Below are 21,957 nucleotides of genomic sequence, written 5' to 3'. Positions count from 1 at the left end.
GCAGGTTAGACCTCCATGCCGTAACGGTGTGCCTTGTGGGTGGGGTACAGGGCGATCTGCGGAATGGTGACATCCGGCGTGCGGGTGGCCACATAGAGGGTGATCTCCGCGACGTTGTCCACCTCGATGCAGCTGGCGTGAATGCCTTCTTCGATTTCCTTCTTGTCCAGCCAGCCGTCGATGTAGGCCGGGACGTCGCCATCGTAAAGGCCCTTGTCGATGATTTCGGTCATCGGGGTCTTGACGTGGGACGGGTTGATGACAGTGACGCCGATCTTCTTGTCCTTGCCTTCAAGCAGGATGTTCTTGCTGAAGCCCATGAGGCCGTGCTTGGAAGCGCGGTATGGGCTGTGGCCGGGGCCGGAGGCGACACGGGCGGACGAGGAGCCCATGTTGATGATGCGGCCACCGTTTTCCTGCTTCTCCATGATGCGGAAGGCTTCGCGGCACATGAGGAATACTGCGGTCAGATTGGGGTTCAGGGTCTTGTTCCACTCGTCCAAGGTGACGTCCGTGACCGGCGGGGCCAGGGAGTCGCGGCCGGCGCTGTTCACCAGCAGATCGACACTGCCCCAGTTGGTCTTGGCCCAGGCGAAGAGATCGATCACGGACTGTTCGTCGGTGACGTCGGCAAGGATCGAGTGGACGTCTCCGCGGCCATACCCTCGGATGCTGGCAGTGACCTTGTCCAGGCGCTCCTCGTCGATGTCCACCAACAGGACTTTGCTTTCGTTGGCGGCGAAGATGCGGGCCACGGCCTCGCCGATGCCGGAGGCAGCGCCGCTGATGATGGCGACCTTGCCGGCCAGGGCGACGCCGTTCTGGGGGACGTATGTTTCACTCATTGTGGTTCTCCTTGTATTAGGTGGTTTTGATGGGGTCTGTGGCGGTCACACGGACGCCACGGAAGGGGATGCCAGGCGAACGGCCTGGCTGGCTTTGGTGCGGATGTCATCCCAGCGCCGTTCGGCGATGTCGTTTTTGGTGGCGATCCAGGAACCCCCGCAGGCCACCACGTTGGGCGCCTGCAGCCAGGATTCCAAAGAGGACGCCGTGATTCCGCCGGTGGGCATGAACTCAACATCCGGGTAGGGGGCCGCGAAGGCTTTCACCAGCGGGAGTCCGCCCACCGCTTCGGCGGGGAAGAGCTTCAGCAGGCGGAGGCCAAGCGACCGGGCTGCCTCAATTTCGGTGGGAGAGGTGACGCCGGGGATGATCGGCACACCCGCGCTGCGGGCGCTCGCCACCACGGCAGGATTCAGACCGGGCGAGACCAGGAAGTGCGCACCGGCGTCGACGGCTGCGTCCACATCCGTCACTGAAAGGACGGTTCCGGCGCCCACCAGCAGGCCGGGGACCTCACGCACCATTCGTGCGATGGCCTCGGCGGCTGCCGGTGTCCGGAACGTCACTTCAGCTACGGGCAGTCCGGCCTCCACCAACGTTTGTCCCAGAGGGACGGCGTGGGCGGCGTCGGCGATTTCGATCACGGGAACAATCCGCAGCTGCCGCAAAGTATTTTCCGGGGTCATGTCAGCGTCCTTTCAGCTGTTCTGCCGGTTCGCGGGCCGGCTCGACGGAGTAGCACCTGCCCACTTCAGGAAGGGTCCATTGCAGGTCACCGGCCACCTCGCCAAGTTCGCGGGCGGCGTCTTCGCGGGGCACCGTGTTGAAGTCGAACAACCCAAAATGGTGGCCAACGACGGCGGGAATCGCCGCTTCCTGGCAGAGCGCCGCTGCTTCGCGAACCGTCATGTTGCCGGGGACGCCGTTTTGCAGCCTGCGGCTGTCCCGCCCGTTGATGGGCAGCAAAGCCAAGTCCACGTGGTGGTTCCGCAGCAGTTCGACCTGGCCCCCATACGGTACACAGTCGCCGGAGTGGTAGATTCGGATGCCGGCGATATCCAGGATGTAGCCAAGGAAAACGGAGTCGCCGTTGGCATCGAATTCGAGGTCCTCGTGCGCAGCCGGAACGGCGGTAACGGACATTCCATTGCCGAGTTCAACTCGATCGCCGGCGGTTACGGCCCGCAGCCGGTCCGCCGGAATGTTCCTCTGGATGGCTACATCGCGCCGTGCCCTCGGAGCCACGAACAAAGGGCTGTTGTTCTGCAGCAATCCTTCAACGGTGTCCGGGTCCAGGTGATCGGTGTGTGCGTGGCTGTGCAGGACAGCCTCAACACCAAGCACCGCGGCAGGGTCCACCGGGACCGGATGAAGCCGGGCGTGCGGAAACACCTTCCCTGCGTACTTCCGGGCAAGGCTGTCCGAGAGGTAGGGATCCACCAGAACGCGCCGTCCGGCATGCTCGAAGGCGAAGCCCGCCTGCCCCAGCCACCAGAAGCGGAGGCCGCCGGCGTTGTCCGCTGCCCGGGTGAGATGCCCGACGTCGGGACCGCCGTCGGCGCGAAGGGTTACCGCAGCGCTCATCGGACTGCCAATCGGGCTGGAAGTGCCTCGGGGTCGTGACCGGCTGGCGGTGTCTGCGCGCCGGTCATGAGGGATACGGCGTCGTTCATGGAGATGTCTGTTTTCTGGACGCAGGCGATGCGGCGGCCGAGGCGCTGGACGTGGATCCTGTCCGCCACCTCGAAAACATGAGGCATGTCGTGGCTGATCAGGATGACGGGGATGCCGCGGTCACGGATGCCGGCGATCAGGTCCAGGACCTTGCCTGATTCCTTGACGCCCAGTGCTGCCGTGGGTTCGTCCATGATGATGACCCGGCTGCCGAACGCTGCCGCCCGGGCCACTGCCACACCTTGGCGCTGGCCGCCGGAAAGTGTTTCTACGGCCTGACCGATGTTCTGGATGGTCAACAGGCCGAGATCTCCCATGATCCGGGCAGTTTCCTTGCGCATGGTCTTGTGGTCCAGCATCCGCAGCCCCCAGCCCATGGGGCCGGGTTTCCGGAGTTCGCGGCCCAGGAAGAGGTTGGCCGCAATGTCACGGGCCGGTGCCAACGCGAGGTGTTGGTAGACCGTCTCAATGCCGGCGGACCGGGCGTCCAAGGGGGAGCGGAACTTCTGGGTTTCGCCATCTACTTTGATCTCGCCCTCGTCCGGGATCAACGCTCCTGACAGTGCCTTGATGAGGGAAGACTTGCCGGCACCGTTATCCCCGATGACTGCCAGTACTTCGCCGGGATAGAGCGTGAGGTCCGCGCCGGCCAGTGCCGTGACATGTCCGTAGCGCTTTACGAGGTTGCGTGCCTGGAGGATGGGCTGCGTGGTTGGGGTTGGGTTGGTGGTCATCCCGCGACCTTTCGGGTCCACTGGTCCAAACCGACTGCGACGATGACCAGTACGCCTGTGGTGAATACCTGCCAGAGAACATCGACGCCGGCCAGTGTCAGGCCGTTGCTGAAGACTCCGATGATGAGGGCCCCTAAGAGGGTGCCAAGGACGTTGCCGCGGCCGCCGAAGAGGCTGGTGCCTCCGATGACTACTGCTGTGATGCTGGCGAGGTTGACGCCTTCGCCGGAGAACGGGCTCACGGAGCCGACGCGGCCGATCAGCAGCCAGCCGGCAATGGCACAGATGATGCCCGCCACGATGTAGACGCTAAGCAGGACGCGGGTTGTCCGGATGCCGCTGAGCCGGGCGCCTTCGGCGTTGTCGCCTACCGCGTAGATGTGTTCTCCCCACGCGGTGCGCTTGAGGATGAAGGCTACGGCGACGAAGCTCAGAAGGACCAGGATGGACCCATAGGTGACCGGCGCTCCGAGGACCCGGAAGGTTTCACCGGGCCAGAGGAGCAGGTCCGGGAGGACATTGGCCTTGATGGTTTGGCTCCCGGAGGCCAAGAGGTTCAGGGCCGTGAAGATGCTCAGCGTTCCCAGCGTTGCGATGAATGGCGGCACGCGGAACCGCGTCACCAGGAGGCCGTTGAGGAAGCCGCAGGCTGCGCCCGTCGCCAAGGCAATCACAAGTGCGACGACGGCGGGAAGCCCGGCTTCAGCGGCCAGCTTGCCGGAAATAACGGTGGTGAAGACCATCACGGCGGCCACGGAGAGATCGATGCCTGCCGTCAGGATGATCAAAGTCTGCGCAATGCCCACCATGCCGATGATCTGGACTTGCTGGAGGATCAATGACACGTTGAGGGGGTCCACGAACCGGGGGCCCACCATGACCGTGAAGACAACGCAAGCAAGGATCAGGACGGCGGTTGGACCCAGGAGGGGATGGGCGTGCATTTGACGCTGGACCCGGCCCAGGAATGAGACCGGCGGTTGCTGGTCAAGGCGCTCGCCCACCTTGCGTTGGATCGGTGCGTCCGGGGCCTTGGCCGGCGCGGGGCCGGGCGTCGCGGATACTGAATTCATTGTTGTACCTTCGCTGTTCAATGAACGGGTGGTTGGCTGCCGGGCCTTAGCCCCAGCAGTTCTCCAAGCCCCAGGAAGTCGGTTCGGAAGTGACGCCCGGTGCTGCCTGATCGGTGATGAGCGTGACGCCGGTGTTGGTGAAATCGAGGCCTTCTGTGGTGGTTGGCTTGGTGCCGTCCTTCAGGTAGGCGTTGATGGCTTGAAGTGCGTCGGTGGCCATCTTGATGGGGAACTGCATGGACGTTGCCCCAATTGCACCGGCCTTGACGTCATTGACTCCCGGGCAGCCGCCGTCGATGGAGACCACCTTTACTTGACCGTCCAGTCCGGCTGCCTTGATGGAAGAGTAAGCGCCGGCAGCGGCCGGCTCGTTGATCGTGTAAACGAGGTTGATGGTGCGATCCCGCTGGAGGAGCTTCTCCATGGCAGCCCGGCCGCCGGCTTCGTTGGCGTTGGTGACTTCGTGGCCGACGATCCGGGGGTCTTTTTCGTCGCCGATCTTCTTCTTGTCAGCCAGGTCGACTCCGAAGCCTTGCAGGAATCCCTGGTTGCGCTGGACGTCGACGGCCACTTGGGCCGGGCTGAGGTCCAGCATGGCGATTTTTGCCGGCTTGTTGGCGAACTGGGCTTTGGCCCACTGTCCGATGAGGACGCCCGCCTGGAAGTTGTCGGTTGCGAAAGTGGCGTCGGCGGCATCAGTGGGGTTGGTGGGGGAGTCCAGAACTGCGACGAAGACCCCTGCATCCCTTGCCTTCTTGATGGCAGGAAGGATGGCTTCCGAGTCCGACGGAGCGATCATGATTCCCTTCGCGCCGCGGGCTACCAGGTTCTCGATGGCCTTGACCTGGGAGTCGTTGTCGCTCTGGCCCTGGCCGGAAAGCGACTGGAGCTCGAAGCCCAGTTCCGCGGCCTTCTTTTCGGCGCCTTCGCGCATCTTGACGTAGTAGGGGTTGTCATCGGTCTTGGTGATGAGCCCTACCAGCGGTTTGGAATTGGCTGCCGATGAAGAACATGCGGCGAGGGTTGCCGTAAGTCCGGCCGCCGCGATGAAGGCAGCTGCCTTGACGGTCAGTCCACGCCGTTGTGTACGAGCGGTCATTTCGAGGCCTTTCTGTCGAGAGGAACTCTCTGGTTGGGGAGGGGTGGTGTTGATCACAAGCCTAGCAGGAATTTCCTTCCGAACAATAGTTTCTGGAAGAAATTTCCAAACTCGATTAGGCTGGCCACCATGTGTGGAATCGTTGGTTACGTCGGCAGTGCCGACTCAGTTAAAGCCCGTCGGCAACGTGCCCTGGATGTCGTGATGGGCGGCTTGCGCCGCCTTGAATACAGGGGCTACGACTCGTCGGGCATCGCCATCCAGTCGGAGGGACGCATTCACGTCCGTAAGAAAACGGGAAAGATCAGCAACCTCGCGGCTGCGGTCGCTGCCGAGCCGCTTCCTGACGGGAAGGTGGCCATTGGGCATACCAGATGGGCCACGCACGGTGCTCCGACGGATGCCAATGCCCACCCGCATCTGGCCGATCAGGGCCGGTTGGCGGTGATCCACAACGGCATCATCGAAAACGCTGCGCCGTTGAGACATGCGTTGTCAGGAAGCGGGCACGACTTCGCTTCGGAGACGGATACCGAGGTGGCCGCGGCGTTGCTCGCGCAGGCGTACCGCGCCGTGGTCACCGACTGCGCGGCTCCGGCCGCCGCGGAAGATGCCTTGGCAGAAGCCATGCGCCGCGCCTGCCTCGAACTGGAAGGCTCCTTTACGCTATTGGCGGTCCACGCTGACCACCCGGGACTCGTGGTGGCTGCGCGGCGGAACTCGCCTCTCGTCGTCGGAATGGGCGACGGCGAAAATTACTTGGGCTCCGACGTCGCGGCTTTCGGCGAATTTACGAGGCGCGCAGTTGAGTTGGGCCAGGATCAGGTTGTCGCCGTCACCGCAGACAATATTGCGGTGACCGACTTCAACGGCGCCCCGGTGGAAGTCGCGGAAGTGGCAGTCGACTGGGACCCTGCCACCGCATCCAAGGGCGGCCATTCGTCTTTCATGGCCAAGGAGATGCTGGAACAACCCGAAGCTGTGCGGCGGACCATCCAGGGTCGCATCGGCGTAGACGGCTCTGTCCGCTTGGACGGCTTGGGCATCGACGACTCCACGTTCGCCGGGATCAACAAGGTAGTGGTGGTGGCGTGCGGCACCGCGTCCTATGGCGGACAGATTGCGAAGTACGCGATCGAGCGTTGGTGCAGGATCCCGGTGGAGGTCGACCTTGCCCACGAATTCCGGTACCGAACCCCCATGCTGGATTCCCGGACGCTTGTGGTTGCCATTTCCCAATCCGGGGAGACCATGGACACGCTGATGGCTGTCCGTTACGCGCGTGAACAAGGCGCCGTTGTGCTCTCCATCTGCAACACCCAAGGGTCCACGATTGCCCGCGAGTCGAACGGCGTCCTGCATACGCTGGCCGGACCCGAAATCGCGGTCGCCTCCACCAAGGCCTTCTTGGCGCAGGTAACGGCTAATATCCTCTTGGGTCTCTACCTGGCGCAGCTTCGTCGGAGTGCCCTGAAAGAAGAAACGTTCGCCGTGGCGCGGGAGCTGCGGATGGTGCCGGATCTCGTCCAGCGCACCTTGGCGGGCGCGCCGCGGGTCAAAGCGTTGGCAGCCGACATGCGCGAAGCGACGTCGGTATTGTTCGTGGGCCGGCATGTTGGGTTCCCTGTGGCCTTGGAGGGAGCGCTGAAGCTCAAGGAGCTTGCCTACATCCATGCAGAGGGATTTGCTGCCGGAGAGCTCAAGCATGGTGCGATCGCGCTCATTGATCACGGGCAGCCGGTCATTGTCATTGTTCCCTCGCTCCGGCACAGCAGTCTTTTGCATTCCAAGGTCATGTCCACCATCCAGGAGATCAAGGCCCGCGGCGGCAGGGTCATTGCGGTGGCGGAGGAAGGAGACGGGGTTGTTGCGGAATGGGCGGACGAGGTAATTACTGTGCCGGAGTCGTCGCCGCTGTTGGCTCCGTTGCTGACCACGGTCCCGCTACAACTGTTTGCTGCCGGTCTTGCCGCTGAAAAGGGACTCGATGTGGACCAGCCCCGGAATCTCGCCAAGTCCGTCACGGTGGAATAGCCCAGGGCCGCCCGCTGATAAAGCGGGCAGCCCTGTTGCTTCAGCTCCGCATGGAGGCGGGGAGTTCGGGTGTGGCTGCCTGGGTGTTGCTGAGCGACTGCAGCCGGGTGGCCACGACGCTGATTTCCGCGATGTTGGTCCGGGGCGGCAGGCTCACGGCGCAGTGGACGGCCTCTGCGATGTCATCCGGGTGGATGGCCCAGTCGCGGACTTCCCGTGGCGGCGGGCTCGGGCGAAGATCAAGGATCGGGGTATCCACAATGCCCGGCAGGATGCTGCACACGCGGATGCCGTTTCCGTGTTCGTCCCGGGAGGCTCCACGGGCCAGGCCCAGCAGTGCGGACTTGGAAGCGCCGTAGGCGGCTCCGCTGTGGTCCGGCCAGCTCGCGGCGATGCTGGAAATAATCACCACGTCGCCCTTGCGTTCGCGCAGTTGGTCAAGCGTTGCGGAGAACAAGGTGAAGACCCCGTAAACGTTGGTCTTCATGATCTGGTCAAAGCTCTCGTCGGTGAGTTCGGCAACCCGGCGGCGCGGAACGTTGGTCCCCGCGGCACAGACCAGGATGTCGATCGGATCGGTTTCGGCCAGCCGGGCGGCCAATGCCCGGGATGCCGCAGTGTCCGAAACGTCCAATGCGTGTGTAACAAACCTTCCATCCGCCAAGTGTTCCGGACTGACTTCGTTCAAGGCTTCCTGGCGGCGTGCAACTCCGTGCACCCGGGCCCCCGCTGCGAGGAGCCGGCGGACCACGCTGGCTCCGATCCCGCTGCTTGCTCCCGTTACAAGGGCAACCCTGCCCTCAAGATTCGTCTCCATGGGTCCTCCTTTACGCCGCGGTCCGGCGTTTTCTCGTTTGGGAAATGGGGCGGGAGGACGGGCCACCCTGCCACCGTTTCTAAATTATCACTTGACAGACACTTTGTCCGCATGATGATGTTAATCGCAGAAAGTGAGCCTTCCGGCCCACGGCCTGGCCTAAGCCGCCCGCCCAGAGGGGCTGCACATCATGGCCGGGTCACTACCGAGTCCAAGCCACATCACGTGGCTTCCCAACGCGGGAGCATTCAATGACGATTGTTGAGCAGAACGCAGCCCTACAGGGGACCAGCCCCGAGCGGCTGCGTCTTCAGCGCAAATCCTTGCTCGCCACTGGTGTGGGCAACTTGCTTGAGTGGTTCGACTGGACCATTTACACCGTTGCTTCCGTCTATATTGCGGGCAGTCTTTTCAACTCGGGCAACCCCATGTCGGCACTGCTGAGCACCTTGGCGGTCTTCGCCGTCGGCTTCCTGATGCGGCCCATCGGCGGCCTGGTCTTTGGTCCCTTGGCCGACAAATTGGGCAGGCGCAAGGTCCTCCTCACCACTATGTTTCTCATGGCAGGGGCGAGCCTGGGCATCGCCTTGATTCCTTCCTACGCCGTGATCGGCAGCTGGGCGTCCTTGCTGCTGCTGCTCGCCCGGCTTGTCCAAGGCTTCGCCCATGGCGGGGAGTCGACGACGTCCTATGCCTACATCGCTGAGATCGCGCCGCCAAAGCGCCGGGGCCTGTGGTCGAGTTCAGTCTTTATTGCCGTGGGATCGGGTTCTTTGCTCGCCACCTTCTTCATGGCACTGCTGACGGGATTCTTCAGCAAAACCGAGATGATGGAGTGGGGCTGGCGGATTCCGTTCGCCGCGGGTGCCTTGCTGGCCGTCGCAGCGCTGTGGTTGCGCCGGGGCATGATGGAAAGCGAACATGTTGCGGCCGCTCCGGAATCAAGCGCAGCGCCGGCGTGGAGCAGGAAGCAGGTTGTCACTGCGGGCGTGAAGCTCTTCCTCTATGAGGCCGGCGCCACGCTGACCTACTACACGTGGGTGACCTCGGCAGCAATCTATGCGATCGGCGTCAAGGGTATGGACCCGGGCCAGGCCTTCGTGATGAGTGCCATCGCCCAAGTGGTCTACATTCTGTTCCTTCCAGTGTCGGGCTGGATCTCTGATCACTGGGGCCGCAAGACCACGACGCTGATTTCCTTGGTGGGCATCGCCGCGACCGTCTTCCCCCTGTGGGCATTGATGAGCAGCGAGCCATGGACGTTGCTTGTCGCCCAGACCGTGGGCCTCCTGCTGGTTGCCTTCATCACGGGCTCCAAGCCGGCTGCCATTTCGGAACAGATCCCCACCCGCTACCGCACCCGCATCTTCGGAGTGTCCATCTCCTTGGGCGTTGCCATTTGCGGTGGCACAGCGTCCTACCTCAGCACCTGGCTCAACTCGATCGGTAACGGCTGGATCTTCAATATCTACGTCATCGCGGTCGCGGCCATTTCCACGCTTGTGGTCTTGAAGTGGAAGAACAACTCCGGCGTTCCCCTGCACCAAGTCCGGTAAGTCCGGCCATCAGATCAACAGACAGTTCCCGGCGGTGCCCCTGGCCCCCGGGAACTGTCGCATTTCGGAAGGATCTCCATGAATCTCCCCGCAACAGCACCGGCCGCCGTCCGGTCATCCACGGCGCCCCGCAGCATCATTGTCAGCATGAAGGATCTTCCAGACCCTGCTCTTCAGGAAGTTCTTGTCCGCACTGAATATTGCGGACTGTGCGGGGCCGATCTCCACATCTGGAACGGCGACGATGGCTACGACTGGGTGCCCTGCGGCACAACCCTGGGTCACGAAATCGTGGGAACCGTGGTCCGCAGCGGTCACGGATTCACCGCGGGGGACAGAGTCACCGCAATCGCCCAGTCGGGGTGCGGGGAATGCCCGGCGTGCCAGGCCGAGTACGCGAACGGCTGCGAAGGGAAAATGACCTTGGGCTTGACGCGCGACGGCGGCGCTGCGGCTTTCGTACGAATCCCGGCCGCGCAGTTGCTGGCCGTTCCGGAGAATGTCCCTACGCTTACTGCCGTTCTCACGGAGCCGCTCTCTGTAGCCGCCCGCGCCGTCGCCGGCCGGGGGAGGATCACCGCAGAAGACACTGTGGTGGTCAGCGGGCCGGGAACCATCGGTATCCTCGCAGCATTGGTGTGTAGATACGTGGGTGCGCGGGTGCTCCTGAAAGGCACGGCCGGTGATGTTGCCTCACGTGCGGGTCTCGCGGCCCGGCTCGAGCTGGAACTGGCGGAGTCTGTGCCCGGAAGTTATAGCCCTACGGTCTGGATCGAAGCCGCAGGCGCATCGGCAGCACTAACTGATGCCGTGAGGGCCCTGCCGGTCAGGGGTCGCTTGGTGATGGTGGCACTCTACGGCGCACCACCTGTGCTTGCAGCCAACGACGCCGTGCGGAAAGAACTGGACATTATCACGAGCTACAGCTCCCACCGGCCCGACTATGAACTTGCGCTCCAGGTGCTCCAGACACAACCGGACCTGGGCAGCATCCTCGTGGAGACTGTCCCGCTCGCCGACATAGCCGGGGCGTTCGAGAAAGTGGGTCGGGGTGGTGCACCCAAGGTCGCCGTCGTGCCCTGAGCGCAAAGGTGCCTTAAATACAAGGGCCGCAGCGTCCGGAAGTCCGGTGCTGCGGCCCTGTATCCGGTCCGTCAGTCGAATGTCCCGTCGACCGTGAGGCCGCCGTCCACCTTCACCACCTCACCGTGAATGAACGACGCGTCCGGAGACAGCAGGAACGCGATGACGGACGCTATTTCCGACGATTCCGCCAGCCGGCCAAGCGGCGTGCGTCCCAATAAGGATTCCTCGTTGAGCGTGCCGTTTCGGAGGCCGCTGCGGACCATCTCGGTGTTCACATAGCCTGGGGCCACCGCGTTGACGCGGATGCCGTGCCTACCCCATTCGACGGCGAGGGTCCGGGTCAGGCCCAGCATTCCCGTTTTGGCCGTGGAGTAGGCAGAGCGGCCCGGGAGGCCAAACGAGGAGCCTACCGAGGCGATATTCACGATGGAGCCGCGGCTGGCTTTCAGCAGCGGAAAGCCGGTTTTTGCCATCAGCACCGATCCGGTCAAATGGATGTCCAGGAGACGCCGCCACTGGGCGATGTCCAGCTCTTCAGCGGGCTGGCGGAGGATGTTGCCCGCGCAGTTGACCAAGCCGTCCAAACCTGTGGTTTCCTGCGAGACAGAGGTGAAGAGCCCCTCCACGCTGATCTCGTCCGCAACATCCACGCCGAATCCGAGGTGGGGCTCGCGCGTCGGTGCACCGTGGTTGAGTTCCTCCGCGAGATCCTTGGCGGGCCCTTCGTTCAGGTCCGCAACCAGCACGCGCCACCCCCTCTCGGCGAGCAGATGGGCTGTGCGGGCACCGATTCCCTGGGCGCCTCCGGTGATCAGGGCGGTACGTGGGTTCATGATGTGCTCCTTTGTGACATTGGGGATGCGCCTCAGGCTGTGCCAAGGCGGAAGTTTTCTTCGGGGGCCTGGACTGATACCGCAGGCGCCCCGGTGAGGGTGCCGAGAGCGGTGGTGGAGCGCCCGACCGCCAAGGCGCCCCAGGCTGCCGAGCGGGCCAGGGATTCTGAGAAGGACCACGCACGGTTTCGCGGCCCGGTTGGGCCTTCCGGTTCCACACAGGCCTCGCTGAGGAATCCGGCCAGGGCAGCGTCCCCGGCACCGGTGGTGTTGACTACCGTGGTCTTGGGCGCACGGGCCCACAGAATGCCGTCGGGTCCTGAGCCGATGAGCCCGTCCGCCCCCATGCTGGCCAGGACAGCCCCGACGCCGGCCTTCCGAAGCTCTTCGGCTGCCCGGACTACGTCGCCGACTGTTGCCAATTGCTTTCCAGCGAATGACTCAAGCTCGGGAACGTTGGGTTTGACCAGATTCACGAGGCCCGTGGCGGCCCAACGATTCAGGTCAGGGCCGTTGACATCCAAGCACACTCTGGTACCGATGGCCCGGGCCTCGCGAAGAAGGCATTCAAGATCGGCTGGTTGACCGTCTTCCGTGACAGGCAGGGCGCCAGCCACCACCAGCCAGTCGGCATTCAACGCCTGGACCTCCCGCAGCGTCGTTTCGCAGACGGACTGCCACTCACGCTTAGGCAAAATCCCGGGCCGCTGGTTCGCGTTGGTAGTGGTGCCTTGTGAGTCCACCAATACCGTGTTCACTCGGAAGGACGTGGAAACGGGGACGGTGGCCACCGGGGCCGACACTGACTGCAGGAGCGCTGCCCTGCTCTGGTCCGCTTCGCTGGCGGGAATGACTGCGGTGGTTGGGTTGCCCGCCAGCTTCAGCGTGCGGGCAACGTTGATCCCGTTCCCGCCGAGGCTCTCCTCGACGGCGGACGCCCGGTTGACAGCGCCGGGCACGAAGTCCTCGAAGAAATAGATCCGGTCAACCACGGGAGATGGTGTGAGGGTCACCACCCGCTGTTGGCCCAACCGGGGAGTCGGGGCGGGCATCGGGGGATGGGAGGCGCCATGGGAGCGGTAAACCGAAGCGCCGCGGATGGTTCTATGGGTGAGGCTGCTCATGGGATCGGCGCCTGCGGCTAGTCGTCGGCCAAGGCGTGCCGGACCTGCTCCGCTACGCGCTGTGCAGAGAGGCCGTATTTGTCCAGCAGGTATGCGTTGGGAGCCGATTCCGACCAGGAATCCGCGAGGCCAAGCCGCGTCACGGTTTTGCCCAGGGTGGTACTGGTCACCAGCTCGCTGACCAGTCCGCCGAGGCCACCTATGACGCTGTGCTCTTCGATCGTGAAGATCGGTGCAGGTCCGGAGAGCGCTGACAGGAGAGCAGCTTCGTCTACGGGTTTCAGGCAGGGAACGTGGACCACACGGACTTCGAGTCCTTGTTCGGTCAACAGTTCTGCGGAATCCATAACCCGGGAGGTCTGGACTCCGGTGGAAACCAGGATGGCGTCGCCTCCTTCGCGCAGTACGTGGACAGTGCCGGGTACAAAAACATGGTCGGAGTCGAAGACGTCGGCCACGGCATCCCTGGCAAGACGGATGTACACAGGGCCGTCGTAGTCGGCGGACCAGCGGATGGCAGCTTCGGCCTCCTCGGCATCGGCCGGTGCGATGACCGTCATACCCGGCATGGCGCGCATGATGGCGAGGTCTTCGATGTCCTGGTGCGTTTTTCCGCTGCTGCCGTTGAGGAGTCCTGCATAGGAAGCCGCGATCTTTACCGGTGCTCCCGTCTGGGACACAAGCATGCGGATGGGGTCCAAAGCCCGGTGTGTCAGGAAGACGCCGAATGTGGAGAGCCACGGCCGGTATCCGAGCGTTGACAGGCCGAATGCGACGCCCACCATGTTTTGTTCGGCTATGCCGATTTCAAAAAAACGCTCCGGGAAGGCCTCGGCGAAAAGATCAGCCTTGGTGGAGGTCGCGAGATCGCCGTCCACCAGGGCAACCCGGCTGTCGCTGCGGGCGAGGTCCACCAGCGTCTGGCCCCATACATCGCGCTGTGCCTTCACTTTGCTTCTCCTTCGAGTGTTTGGCCGAGTTCTGCAGCAGCAACCGCCAGTTGTTCCGGTGTGGCAACGCCGTTGTGCCACTTATAGGTGCCCTCCGTGAAAGAGATGCCCTTGCCTTTGACAGTGTTCGCGAGGATCACCGTCGGTTTTCCCGAGCCATGGCCCGCGCGCACGTGGTCGAAGGCTGTTTGGATCTCGTCAAAGTCGTGGCCGTCAATGCTGACGACGTTCCAGCCAAAGCTGCTGAAGACCCCTTCGAGGTTCACTCCCGCCCATGGGTTTGAACGGTCGAAGCGGTCGCCGTCTTCGGTCACAGGCCACCCGTATTGTTGGAGGCCGTTCAAGTCGATGACAGCGGTGAGGTTGTCCAGCTTGAAGCGCCGCGCGGTGTGGACTGCTTCCCACACCATCCCCTCCTCCAGTTCCCCGTCGCCCAACATGACCCAGGTGTGGAATTCCGCACCGAGTTGCTTGGCCGCGATCGCCATGCCTGCACCGGCTGAGAGCCCTTGCCCCAAGGATCCGCTGGATGAGTCCACGCCCGGGGTCAGTTTCATGTCGGGGTGGCCTTGAAGCCGGGAGCCGCCTTGATCGAATGTCGCCAGCTCTTCGATGGGGAAGTAGCCGCGGAGGGCCAGGACTGCGTAGAGCCCGATCGCGCAGTGCCCCTTGGAAAGAATGAAGCGGTCCCGGGCAGGGTCCTGCGGCTGCTGAGGATCGATGCGGAGCTCGTTGAAGTAGAGCGAGACCAGAAGGTCCATGGCCGAGAGCGGTCCGCCGATGTGGCCCGCTTTGGCGTTGGTGACGGTCTCAATAACGTGCCAGCGGCCGGCTGCCGCCAAATGCTGAAGTTCGGCTGTGCCGATTCTGCTTGCTTGCTTGTTTGGCATGACTTTGTCCTCGTCGATCGTGTCAGCAGGTCTGTAAGCCTATTATTATCGCTTAGTGGACGTTAAGTCCAGAAGGTGAGAAATCTAGTTGCAGCTCCGAACGAGGACCTTAACTGCACCGGACCCTGAGCGGGCCTCGGCGAAGGCGCTCGCGACTTCCTCAAGCGGGTACTCAGACACGGGGATGTCTGCCAAGGGCAGGGCCTGGCTGCTGATCAGTTCCACTGATCGGGCGAAATCCTGGGGTTCATATACCCGTACCCCGATGATTTCCTGTTCGGCGAAGGCCATTTCCCGGAGGTCCACCTCCGCCGGGCCGTGATGGACGGCCACGATGACAATCCGGCCGCGGACCGGAGCGGCTTCGGTCAAAAGCGGAGTGACGCTGTGGTGACCCGCGCAGTCGAAGACGACGTCGGCGGCGTCGTCGCGATGCAAGCGCGCCACCGGAACATCCTCTGGGGCCAGTGCGGTGAGCCCCAGTGACTCAACCACCTGCCGCCGTCGTTCGCTCGGCTCCACGACGCCGAAAACCTTGGCGCCTTCATGCCGGGCGACCTGGGCAACCAGGATGCCGATCGGTCCTGCTCCGAAAATGAGCACACGTTCTCCGGGGACGACGCGGGCGCGACGCACCGCGTGGATCGCGACCGCGAGTGGTTCCGCCAGGGCGGCCTCCCTTGCGGGCACCGGTTTGGGGAAGGCGGTGATGTTCGCGGTTGGTACAGCCATGACTTCCGTCATGGAGCCGGGAGTATCTATGCCTAGCAGTCGAAGGTTGCGGCAAACATGGGGGAGTCCCCGGGTGCATGCTCCGCACTCGCCGCAAGGCAGCAGTGGATTGACCGCCACCGTGGTCCCTGTCTTCAAACCGCTGCTTCCCGGGTCCTCGATGGTTCCCGTCATCTCGTGGCCCATCACCAGCGGCAGCACGGCGCGGGGGTGGGTTCCGTCGACGATGGGGAAATCGGATCCACAGATCCCCGTGAAGGTGATGCGGACCAGGACTTCGTGCGCTTCGGCCCGAAGCTGGCTGCGGTTTTCCACGGCAAATTCCCCGGGCGCAGTGAGTACTGCTGCGCGGTGGGGCATGAGGGTGCCGGTGTGCGATGTCATGGTTCTCCTTCGGTAGATTGTTTCAAATTATCATCTAACGGACAGTCAATCCATAAAACGATAAAGTGCTGGTAAGGAGTTTGGTTGCGCTGCAAGGTTTCCCTTCCGTATCGTGAGTCATGGTCTATGTCCGCTAGGTGAGAGGTTCCAATGTCGGAAGTAACGGACCCCGCAGGCGGAATGAACCTCGTCACCAAGTCGGCTGGCGTACTCCACGCCATTGCGGAAGCCGGAGAGCTCACCGTCGGCGAGCTTGCAGAACGCACAGGTGAGCCTGCGAGCTCGCTCTATAGGTTGCTCGCCACGCTTCACGCCATAGGGTGGGTCGAGGACGGCTCGCGGCGCGGGAAGACGCGGCTTGGCCTGGACTTCGTTCGGTTGGGGGCAAAACTGGAGTCGCAACTTGATTTACGGGAGTTGGCGCGTCCCGAGCTTGAAAGACTGCACGCGTCCACGGGCCAGACGGCATTCCTCTGCATCCGACGGGACCTGCGTGCAGTCTGCATCGATAGGATCGACGGCTTGGATGTCCAGATCCACAACCTCAGGTTGGGCGAGTCCATGCCGCTGGGACAGGGCGCCGCGCCCCGGGCAATCCTCGCGTTCGAATCCGACGAGCTGATTGAGCGCTACTTGAGCGAGCTGCCGGAGGATGAGTTCTTTGGTCCTGTAGCCGTCGACGCTGACGAGCTCCGACGTCGTCTTCAGGAGACGGCCGCGGCAGGAGTGGCCGTCGCGCACAGTGATTGGGGCCAAGGAATAGGCGGGGTCGGCGCTCCGATCTTTAACCATTCAGGAGCAGTAGTTGGTGCTCTTTCCATCAGCGGCCAAACTCACCGGGTGTTTCACAGCGGCTACGACCCCGTGGAAGTGGTTCTTTCTGCCGCGGCGGCAGTCAGCCGCGCCTTGGGCGCCTCGTTGCAGCAAGGCGCCGACTTCCCCGCCAAAGTTGGAAGTGACTCCTGATGCCCGCAAAGCCCATTAAAGTCATGGCCAACAGTGCCGACCTTTTGAACGCGTTGGCTGATACCGGGCCAATGAGCGTCGCTGACATTGCCGATGCCATCTCCATGCCGCGGCCCAGTGTCTACCGTCTGTTGGATGCGCTGGCGCACGTAGGCCTGGTGACTGTTCGGGAAGACGGGCGCGCCCAGCTGGGCACCGGGATCCTTCACCTCGCCACCGCAGCGCTCAAAGGAATTCCGGAAGTCGGAGCAGCCCGTTCTGCAATGCAGCGGCTCAACGACGTGACGGGCCAAACCGTCTACCTCTGCTCCCTCCGTGACCGGCGGGTGGTGTGCCTGGACTGGGTCGAGGGCACAAAGGTCACGCTGATGCTGCTTAAACCCGGAGGAAGTCTCCCGCCCCACGCCGGCGCGACCTCCCGGGCGATCCTGGCTTACGACAATTCCCTTCGCAACAGGGTCTTGGAGGCTGCCCCCCTTCAGGAATTCACTCCCCAGACCCTTACCAGTGCCGAGCAACTCGAGGCCGATGCCGCGCTGATCCGCGAACGCGGCTTCAGCTTGTCTGACGAAGACGTTACCCTCGGCGTAGCGGCGCTGGGCGTGCCGCTGTTCGATTCCAACGGTGTCCTGCGGGGGGCCCTCTCCGTCGCCGGGCTCCGGGACGACGTCCTGCCGCACCGAAACGAATACGCGGACCTGCTGCGTGAAGCAGCGCAGGAAGTCTCGGCAAAGCTTTAGCCGCCCACGGTGTCCGCGTGCCGGTGTACCACCTTCCACTGTCCGTCTTCGCGCCGATACACCTGGGTAGCCCGCAGCACGTAGCTGCGGGCCTCGCCGTTAACGGACGTTGAGGTGTGTTCGAGGCCGACGGTGTAGGCCATGTCGCCCACGACGTCGTAGCTCTGGAGCTCGAACTCGTAGGACACGCAGTCTGAGAAGCTCTCGCCCAAATGCGTGAAAAGGTCGTGCAGGGCGAGCTGTCCCAAGGCATTCCGCCAAGCACCCATCACGCTCACTGGTTCTTTGCGCGACCAGACGGCCCGGCGGGGTTCTGGATCGCCGTTATGCAGGGCCTGTTCGGCGTGCCGAAGATCGGACGTTACCCAGGCCAGGAAATCTTCACGATCGGTCATACCGACAGTATGCGCCTGGGTGGCGCTGATGTGACGGGCTGTGGTGGACCGACTGTGTGAGCCCAGCCGGTTGCCTCAGAGGCCCGTTCGGTTCCAGCTGACAACTACCCGGGCCGCGCCTTCCTCCGTCCGCTCGACGTTCGTCACGATTTCCGCGTCAGTGGCGCCCATGTTCCGGATCTGCCGGCGGTAATCCTCGATGTGGGCCTGCAAGGATTCCTCGGTCCACTCGCCAGGACGCATCCGGGTCGAGATCTCTACCGGTTCAGTCCGTGGGAGCAGCACGTCCGGCGTGTTGGTGCCCACAGGTTCCGTTGCCGCCCGTTTACCCGGTTGGCTGTTGCCGGCAGGGACAGCCGCCCGCCGTGCAAAGATGCCCCCTGCCACACCGGCAACGAGGGCCGTGAGGATCAGCCATGCAGCCCGCCCACGCTTGGGTCGTGTTGCTTGTGCAGTGTTGTTCCGGATTCTTGCAGTTCGTCGTGCCATGGGAAGAAGTGCCTTCCAGTTGGTTGTCCGTACGCGTGCTGGGAACTACCCCTTCAGGGTGCCACAGTCAGCTCCGGTCATGCACTGCGGTAGCTTTAGCCTGAACCTGCCCAGTGGCTAGTACCCCGGATTCGGCAGATAATGAAGGCAAGGTACGGCAAGCAGTGCCCGCGCCCGGCAAGAGGGCTCCAGCGTCAGAAACGGGAGCCGTAGGTGAGGTAGATTCCGATGTCTTTGTCGGATGAAGAACGCAGGAGTTTGGAAGAACTCGAACGGGGCCTGGCCGCGTCGGACCCCGACTTGGACCTGCAGCTGAAGTCAGGCCGCCTGCGGGGGACGGCGGCCAGGACGGTCATGGGCGTGCTGGGTGTCCTTGCCGGATTCGCCTTGATCATCGCCGGGATCGCCACGCAGATCCTGATTGTGGGTGTCGCGGGTTTCCTCGTAGCGGGTGCGGGGGCTTATGTGTTGTTGAGCAGGCTGGTATTTCGTCGGCGCCTCCGCCGGGACGACGGTGGGGACCGGAACGATCAGACCGGCCCCAAGCGGCTCTGGCCGGACTAGTTCGTGCCCTCTTGTGACGAAGCCGCGTGGTTGGCCCCCGTCTCCGAAGCGGAAACGGGCGTGGGTTCTCCTTGAGGGAGCAGCGTCCGCCAGAGGAAAACGGCACCCGCGGAAAGACCTGCTGCGGCAATGAACGTCAACCACAAACCTCGGCGCGAAGGAGTCCTTCCCGCTGACCCCAGGCGACGGTCAGCAAGGGCCTGAGTGGCCCGTTTGACCGCCTTGTCCGCTGCACGGCGGGCTTTCCGCGCCGTCCTGCGGTTGCCGGTGAGCGTCATCATCACTCCCTGCACAACGGACGGCACGTCGGCGTGGTTGATGCGGGAGAGGGCCCAGCCCACCACTGCATCGGACTGCGAGGCCTTCCCGTCAGCAGCGTGCCTGACCCACTCGCCTGCGAGCTCCTGGGCTGCGGAAATGACGGTCTGCGGCTTGTGCATGAGGACTCCTGGGAGAGGGATGTGCTTGTGCTTCGACGGCCAGCCTACGCCGCCAACTCCTTCAGGAACAGGTGACTCTGCGCGCGCAGCTTAGTCGCGGATTACCGAAGCCAACTCGACCGGGTTTTCAAGCCCTTCCCAGGTTCCCGTGAGGGCCAGCTCGGTGTGAAGTTCCGGTGCCGCGGCAGTGTTGACAGCGGCATCGACGGCGACTTCCACTACGCGGTTTACTTTCAGGCGGAGGCTTCCCGCGTCAATGATGGTCACACCGCTTCCCGATACCGGCGCCGAAGCGCTCAAGGCGGGCAGGCCGCCGTCGAGCATTCCCGTTCCTTGCACCGAAACTGTGCTCGGGCGGGGCTGGGACTCGCCGTCCACGAACTGTTCGGCCTCTTTCTGCCCGGTGAGGATGGCAGTGGCCAGCGCTTTGATGTAGACGGGGTCGGCGCAGGCGTCGTAGACCCAGCGCTTCCCAAGGACGGAGTGGTCCATGGTGCCGATCAGCCAGTCGTTCGCACCGGCCAGCTCGTAGCCGCGGTAGCTGAGGGGAACCTGGTAGATGCGGTCGCCGGCTGAGACGACGTGGGTTTCGATTCCGACTTCACCGGCGGGATCGTCAAAGCGGTAGGCGCCCACCAGCTCCGGTTCGCCCTCCTGGATGAACCACGGCTGCTTCGGCAGGTAGTCAGCGATGAGCTCGAGCTTGCTGGGGGACAGGGTTGCCTTGTGAATGATCGCCATGCCACCCAGCCTAGGGCAGCACCGGTCAGGTCTCTAAGTTGTCCCGATGCGCAGGCATTGCGGGGCTCTGATTACAATCGAAGGGACGTCGACCATTGAGGGAATCATGAAGAAACTCACCACTGTCCTGATCGCTGCCGGGCTGCTTGCCTCGGCCTCCGCCTGCTCAGCACCGCAGCTGACCACCGCGCAGACCTGCGACAGGATGGCCGCCGCCGCTTCCGGGCTCACCCAGGAATCGAACAAGACGGCAACCAACCGCGTGGCCAACGCCATCCGTCCCATCCAGGCCGTGGCTTCCGAGGAGATGAAGCCCGTGGTGACCTCCATCCTGGATTTCCTCGACGAGCAGGCCAAGTCCGATCCCGATGAAGCCAAGCTCGGCGAGCTGACCACCGCCTACCAGGAAGCCGGCACCAAGTACGGCGAACTCTGCCGCGGCGCCCAGTAGCCGGCACCCCTTCCGGACGCTCTCTCACATAACGGCCCCTTTTCGCGTTTCCTCTCTCACTCGATGACAGAGGAAACGCCGAATCGGGGCCATAAGTGAGAGAGCGTTTTTTGTGCGTAGGCTTTCACCACTCCGTACCGGTGGGCGCGGGGCTGAGGTACTCAATAATCGCGATTTGCCAGACGACGGTTGAGCCGGTCGACCTCGTCCAAGACTTCCGTTGCCGCCCAAGCGCGATTTCGCTGCGACTGCGTGATCAGGGAGAGTACTCCGGCGTCTGTCAGCCGGTCAAGGACCCTATAAACAGAGCGCTCGTCGATCCCCGCGGCATACGCGGCACTGTGCGCCTCAAAGACAGGGCGTTCCAAGAGCCAAGTCAGAATCCTTTCGTCGGCCGAACCCTTGCGGGGACGAACGACCTCTGTCCATGCTGCAGGCAGCGCGTCCAGTGCGGTAACGGATTCGCGCGCAGCATCCGCAGCTCGAACTGACGACTTGGCTAGATAGAGCACGAAAGGATCGACATCCCCGTCGCGGTAGTTGTTCAATAACGCGAAGTAGGTTTCGACGTCAGCCACCATTGCGGAGGCAACTGGGGTCACAGTGTTCCTGGTTAGTCCCCGTCGACGCGAGACGGCCCCAATCAGGGCCCTGCCGATGCGGCCGTTGCCGTCAGTAAACGGGTGGATGGATTCAAAATGTGCATGCGCAATGGCTGCCTGTGCCATGATCGGGATGTCTTTGCGCTGACAGAAGGCCATGAGGTCGTCCATGAGTTCCCGGACCATCCCGGGTGGGGGAGGAACATGGACTGCTCCTCGCGGGGAATAATCGCTGCCCCCGATCCAGTTCTGCACCTCGCGGAAAGAGCCGGCGTTGTGTCCGTCCAGCGGGTCATCCTTCATCAATGTCCTGTGTGCTTTGAGAAGCGACTCCATCCGGACTTCACCTGCTACCCCGGCGTCGTTGATCATGCTCTGCACAGCCTCGGCGGCGGCTACCATCGACTTGGCCTGATCGGATGCTTTCAGACCTACCAGTGCCCGCGCGTAGTCGTTGCGATTCGCGTCGACGTGTTCGATCTTCGACGAGGACACTGCCTCACTCCGCAGGAGGAAGTCGCTGATTGCCGCCATCCGGGACCCTGCCGTGACATCCAGCGATGCAATGGCAGCGGCTGCCTCTTCGAGAGCTACAACGGTCTCCCGGCTCGGCTCGAACCCCAGATCCGCAATGTGCGGAGGAAGCGATACCTCAACTTCGGTAAACATCCTGTCTTCGCGGGGCGGACGCCCGGAAGATTTCCATGGCATGACGCGCCTCCCGTGCGCTGGCCAAC

The 21,957-nt window shown here is 63.3% G+C and carries 24 protein-coding genes; 7 read left to right on the top strand and 17 right to left on the bottom strand.

Translation table 11 applies throughout. The annotated features are described in order from the left end of the window. Window positions 1–5 precede the first annotated feature (5 nt). From AUR_RS07260 to AUR_RS07235, 6 genes are read right to left on the bottom strand one after another with little or no spacing between them, the layout of a single operon-like run. Window positions 6–845 (bottom strand): SDR family oxidoreductase, encoded by an 840-nt coding sequence (locus tag AUR_RS07260; protein ID WP_017200025.1) that lies wholly within the window; start codon window positions 843–845, stop codon window positions 6–8. Between the two features lie 45 nt (window positions 846–890). After that, window positions 891–1,532 (bottom strand): bifunctional 4-hydroxy-2-oxoglutarate aldolase/2-dehydro-3-deoxy-phosphogluconate aldolase, encoded by a 642-nt coding sequence (eda, locus tag AUR_RS07255; RefSeq protein ID WP_021472862.1) that lies wholly within the window; start codon window positions 1,530–1,532, stop codon window positions 891–893. Between the two features lies 1 nt (window position 1,533). Further along, window positions 1,534–2,430: an MBL fold metallo-hydrolase gene (locus AUR_RS07250; RefSeq protein WP_062098133.1), complete on the bottom strand. Its 897-nt coding sequence runs from the start codon at window positions 2,428–2,430 to the stop codon at window positions 1,534–1,536. After that, window positions 2,427–3,254, bottom strand: a complete 828-nt coding sequence (locus tag AUR_RS07245) for an ATP-binding cassette domain-containing protein (protein ID WP_021472860.1) — start codon at window positions 3,252–3,254, stop codon at window positions 2,427–2,429. The genes AUR_RS07250 and AUR_RS07245 overlap by 4 nt, the downstream gene beginning before the upstream one ends. After that, the gene (locus AUR_RS07240) at window positions 3,251–4,327 is read right to left on the bottom strand and encodes an ABC transporter permease (protein WP_021472859.1); all 1,077 of its coding nucleotides are present in this window, start codon (window positions 4,325–4,327) and stop codon (window positions 3,251–3,253) included. The genes AUR_RS07245 and AUR_RS07240 overlap by 4 nt, the downstream gene beginning before the upstream one ends. 46 nt (window positions 4,328–4,373) lie before the next feature. Continuing rightward, entirely contained in the window at window positions 4,374–5,426 is a 1,053-nt protein-coding gene (locus AUR_RS07235) for a substrate-binding domain-containing protein (RefSeq protein WP_062098132.1), read from the bottom strand. A gap of 129 nt (window positions 5,427–5,555) precedes the next feature. Between AUR_RS07235 and glmS the strand changes: the two genes are divergently transcribed. Continuing rightward, a complete protein-coding gene (glmS, locus tag AUR_RS07230) occupies window positions 5,556–7,460 on the top strand; it encodes a glutamine--fructose-6-phosphate transaminase (isomerizing) (protein ID WP_062098131.1) in 1,905 nt (634 codons plus the stop codon). 40 nt (window positions 7,461–7,500) lie between these two features. Here the strand turns inward: glmS and AUR_RS07225 are convergent, their stop codons facing one another. Next, complete coding sequence (locus tag AUR_RS07225; RefSeq protein ID WP_062098130.1) at window positions 7,501–8,277, bottom strand: SDR family oxidoreductase; 777 nt, start codon at window positions 8,275–8,277, stop codon at window positions 7,501–7,503. A gap of 251 nt (window positions 8,278–8,528) precedes the next feature. Between AUR_RS07225 and AUR_RS07220 the strand changes: the two genes are divergently transcribed. Together AUR_RS07220 and AUR_RS07215 are read left to right on the top strand one after the other, a co-directional pair. After that, a complete protein-coding gene (locus AUR_RS07220) occupies window positions 8,529–9,833 on the top strand; it encodes an MFS transporter (protein ID WP_062098128.1) in 1,305 nt (434 codons plus the stop codon). Between the two features lie 78 nt (window positions 9,834–9,911). Next, window positions 9,912–10,916, top strand: coding sequence for an alcohol dehydrogenase catalytic domain-containing protein (locus AUR_RS07215; protein WP_241650880.1), 1,005 nt, complete (start codon window positions 9,912–9,914; stop codon window positions 10,914–10,916). A gap of 71 nt (window positions 10,917–10,987) precedes the next feature. On the opposite strand, the gene AUR_RS07210 is transcribed toward AUR_RS07215, so the two are convergent. From AUR_RS07210 to AUR_RS07190, 5 genes are all read right to left on the bottom strand, one after another. Continuing rightward, entirely contained in the window at window positions 10,988–11,752 is a 765-nt protein-coding gene (locus AUR_RS07210; RefSeq protein WP_021472853.1) for an SDR family NAD(P)-dependent oxidoreductase, read from the bottom strand. Between the two features lie 32 nt (window positions 11,753–11,784). Further along, window positions 11,785–12,876, bottom strand: coding sequence for a 1-phosphofructokinase family hexose kinase (locus AUR_RS07205; protein ID WP_128397099.1), 1,092 nt, complete (start codon window positions 12,874–12,876; stop codon window positions 11,785–11,787). Window positions 12,877–12,893: 17 nt separating this feature from the next. Then, a complete protein-coding gene (locus AUR_RS07200) occupies window positions 12,894–13,826 on the bottom strand; it encodes a transketolase family protein (RefSeq protein ID WP_062098124.1) in 933 nt (310 codons plus the stop codon). Further along, window positions 13,823–14,716, bottom strand: coding sequence for a transketolase (locus AUR_RS07195; protein ID WP_062098123.1), 894 nt, complete (start codon window positions 14,714–14,716; stop codon window positions 13,823–13,825). The genes AUR_RS07200 and AUR_RS07195 overlap by 4 nt, the downstream gene beginning before the upstream one ends. 84 nt (window positions 14,717–14,800) lie before the next feature. After that, complete coding sequence (locus AUR_RS07190; RefSeq protein ID WP_062098121.1) at window positions 14,801–15,832, bottom strand: zinc-dependent alcohol dehydrogenase; 1,032 nt, start codon at window positions 15,830–15,832, stop codon at window positions 14,801–14,803. 150 nt (window positions 15,833–15,982) lie between these two features. Between AUR_RS07190 and AUR_RS07185 the strand changes: the two genes are divergently transcribed. Both AUR_RS07185 and AUR_RS07180 read left to right on the top strand, forming a co-directional pair. Further along, the gene (locus AUR_RS07185) at window positions 15,983–16,798 is read left to right on the top strand and encodes an IclR family transcriptional regulator (protein WP_062098119.1); all 816 of its coding nucleotides are present in this window, start codon (window positions 15,983–15,985) and stop codon (window positions 16,796–16,798) included. Continuing rightward, a complete protein-coding gene (locus tag AUR_RS07180; protein ID WP_021472847.1) occupies window positions 16,798–17,538 on the top strand; it encodes an IclR family transcriptional regulator in 741 nt (246 codons plus the stop codon). Before AUR_RS07185 ends, AUR_RS07180 begins: the two co-directional genes overlap by 1 nt. Here the strand turns inward: AUR_RS07180 and AUR_RS07175 are convergent. Both AUR_RS07175 and AUR_RS20500 read right to left on the bottom strand, forming a co-directional pair. Continuing rightward, window positions 17,535–17,933: a YybH family protein gene (locus tag AUR_RS07175; RefSeq protein ID WP_021472846.1), complete on the bottom strand. Its 399-nt coding sequence runs from the start codon at window positions 17,931–17,933 to the stop codon at window positions 17,535–17,537. The two genes, AUR_RS07180 and AUR_RS07175, sit on opposite strands and share 4 nt — an antisense overlap. 75 nt (window positions 17,934–18,008) lie before the next feature. Further along, complete coding sequence (locus tag AUR_RS20500) at window positions 18,009–18,422, bottom strand: hypothetical protein (protein WP_079941286.1); 414 nt, start codon at window positions 18,420–18,422, stop codon at window positions 18,009–18,011. A 228-nt stretch (window positions 18,423–18,650) separates the two neighbouring features. Here AUR_RS20500 and AUR_RS07165 point away from each other — a divergent pair, with 228 nt between their 5' ends. Continuing rightward, window positions 18,651–18,986: a DUF3040 domain-containing protein gene (locus AUR_RS07165; RefSeq protein WP_062098117.1), complete on the top strand. Its 336-nt coding sequence runs from the start codon at window positions 18,651–18,653 to the stop codon at window positions 18,984–18,986. Here AUR_RS07165 and AUR_RS07160 read toward each other — a convergent pair. Further along, window positions 18,983–19,426 carry a hypothetical protein gene (locus AUR_RS07160; protein ID WP_062098115.1) on the bottom strand — a complete coding sequence of 148 codons (444 nt, stop codon included), beginning with the start codon at window positions 19,424–19,426 and terminating at the stop codon, window positions 18,983–18,985. The genes AUR_RS07165 and AUR_RS07160 overlap by 4 nt on opposite strands. A 90-nt stretch (window positions 19,427–19,516) precedes the next feature. After that, on the bottom strand, window positions 19,517–20,167 hold the full coding sequence (locus AUR_RS07155; RefSeq protein ID WP_021472842.1) for a CG0192-related protein: 651 nt from the start codon (window positions 20,165–20,167) through the stop codon (window positions 19,517–19,519). Between the two features lie 106 nt (window positions 20,168–20,273). Here AUR_RS07155 and AUR_RS07150 point away from each other — a divergent pair, with 106 nt between their 5' ends. Further along, window positions 20,274–20,618, top strand: coding sequence for a hypothetical protein (locus tag AUR_RS07150; protein ID WP_021472841.1), 345 nt, complete (start codon window positions 20,274–20,276; stop codon window positions 20,616–20,618). Window positions 20,619–20,779: 161 nt separating this feature from the next. Here the strand turns inward: AUR_RS07150 and AUR_RS07145 are convergent, their stop codons facing one another. Then, window positions 20,780–21,931: a Fic family protein gene (locus tag AUR_RS07145; protein WP_062099358.1), complete on the bottom strand. Its 1,152-nt coding sequence runs from the start codon at window positions 21,929–21,931 to the stop codon at window positions 20,780–20,782. Window positions 21,932–21,957: the final 26 nt, after the last annotated feature.

This window comes from Paenarthrobacter ureafaciens (assembly GCF_004028095.1).
GTDB lineage: Bacteria > Actinomycetota > Actinomycetes > Actinomycetales > Micrococcaceae > Arthrobacter > Arthrobacter ureafaciens.
Note: the sequence above shows the minus strand (reverse complement) of the source record. Positions and strands in the feature narration are given on the sequence as shown.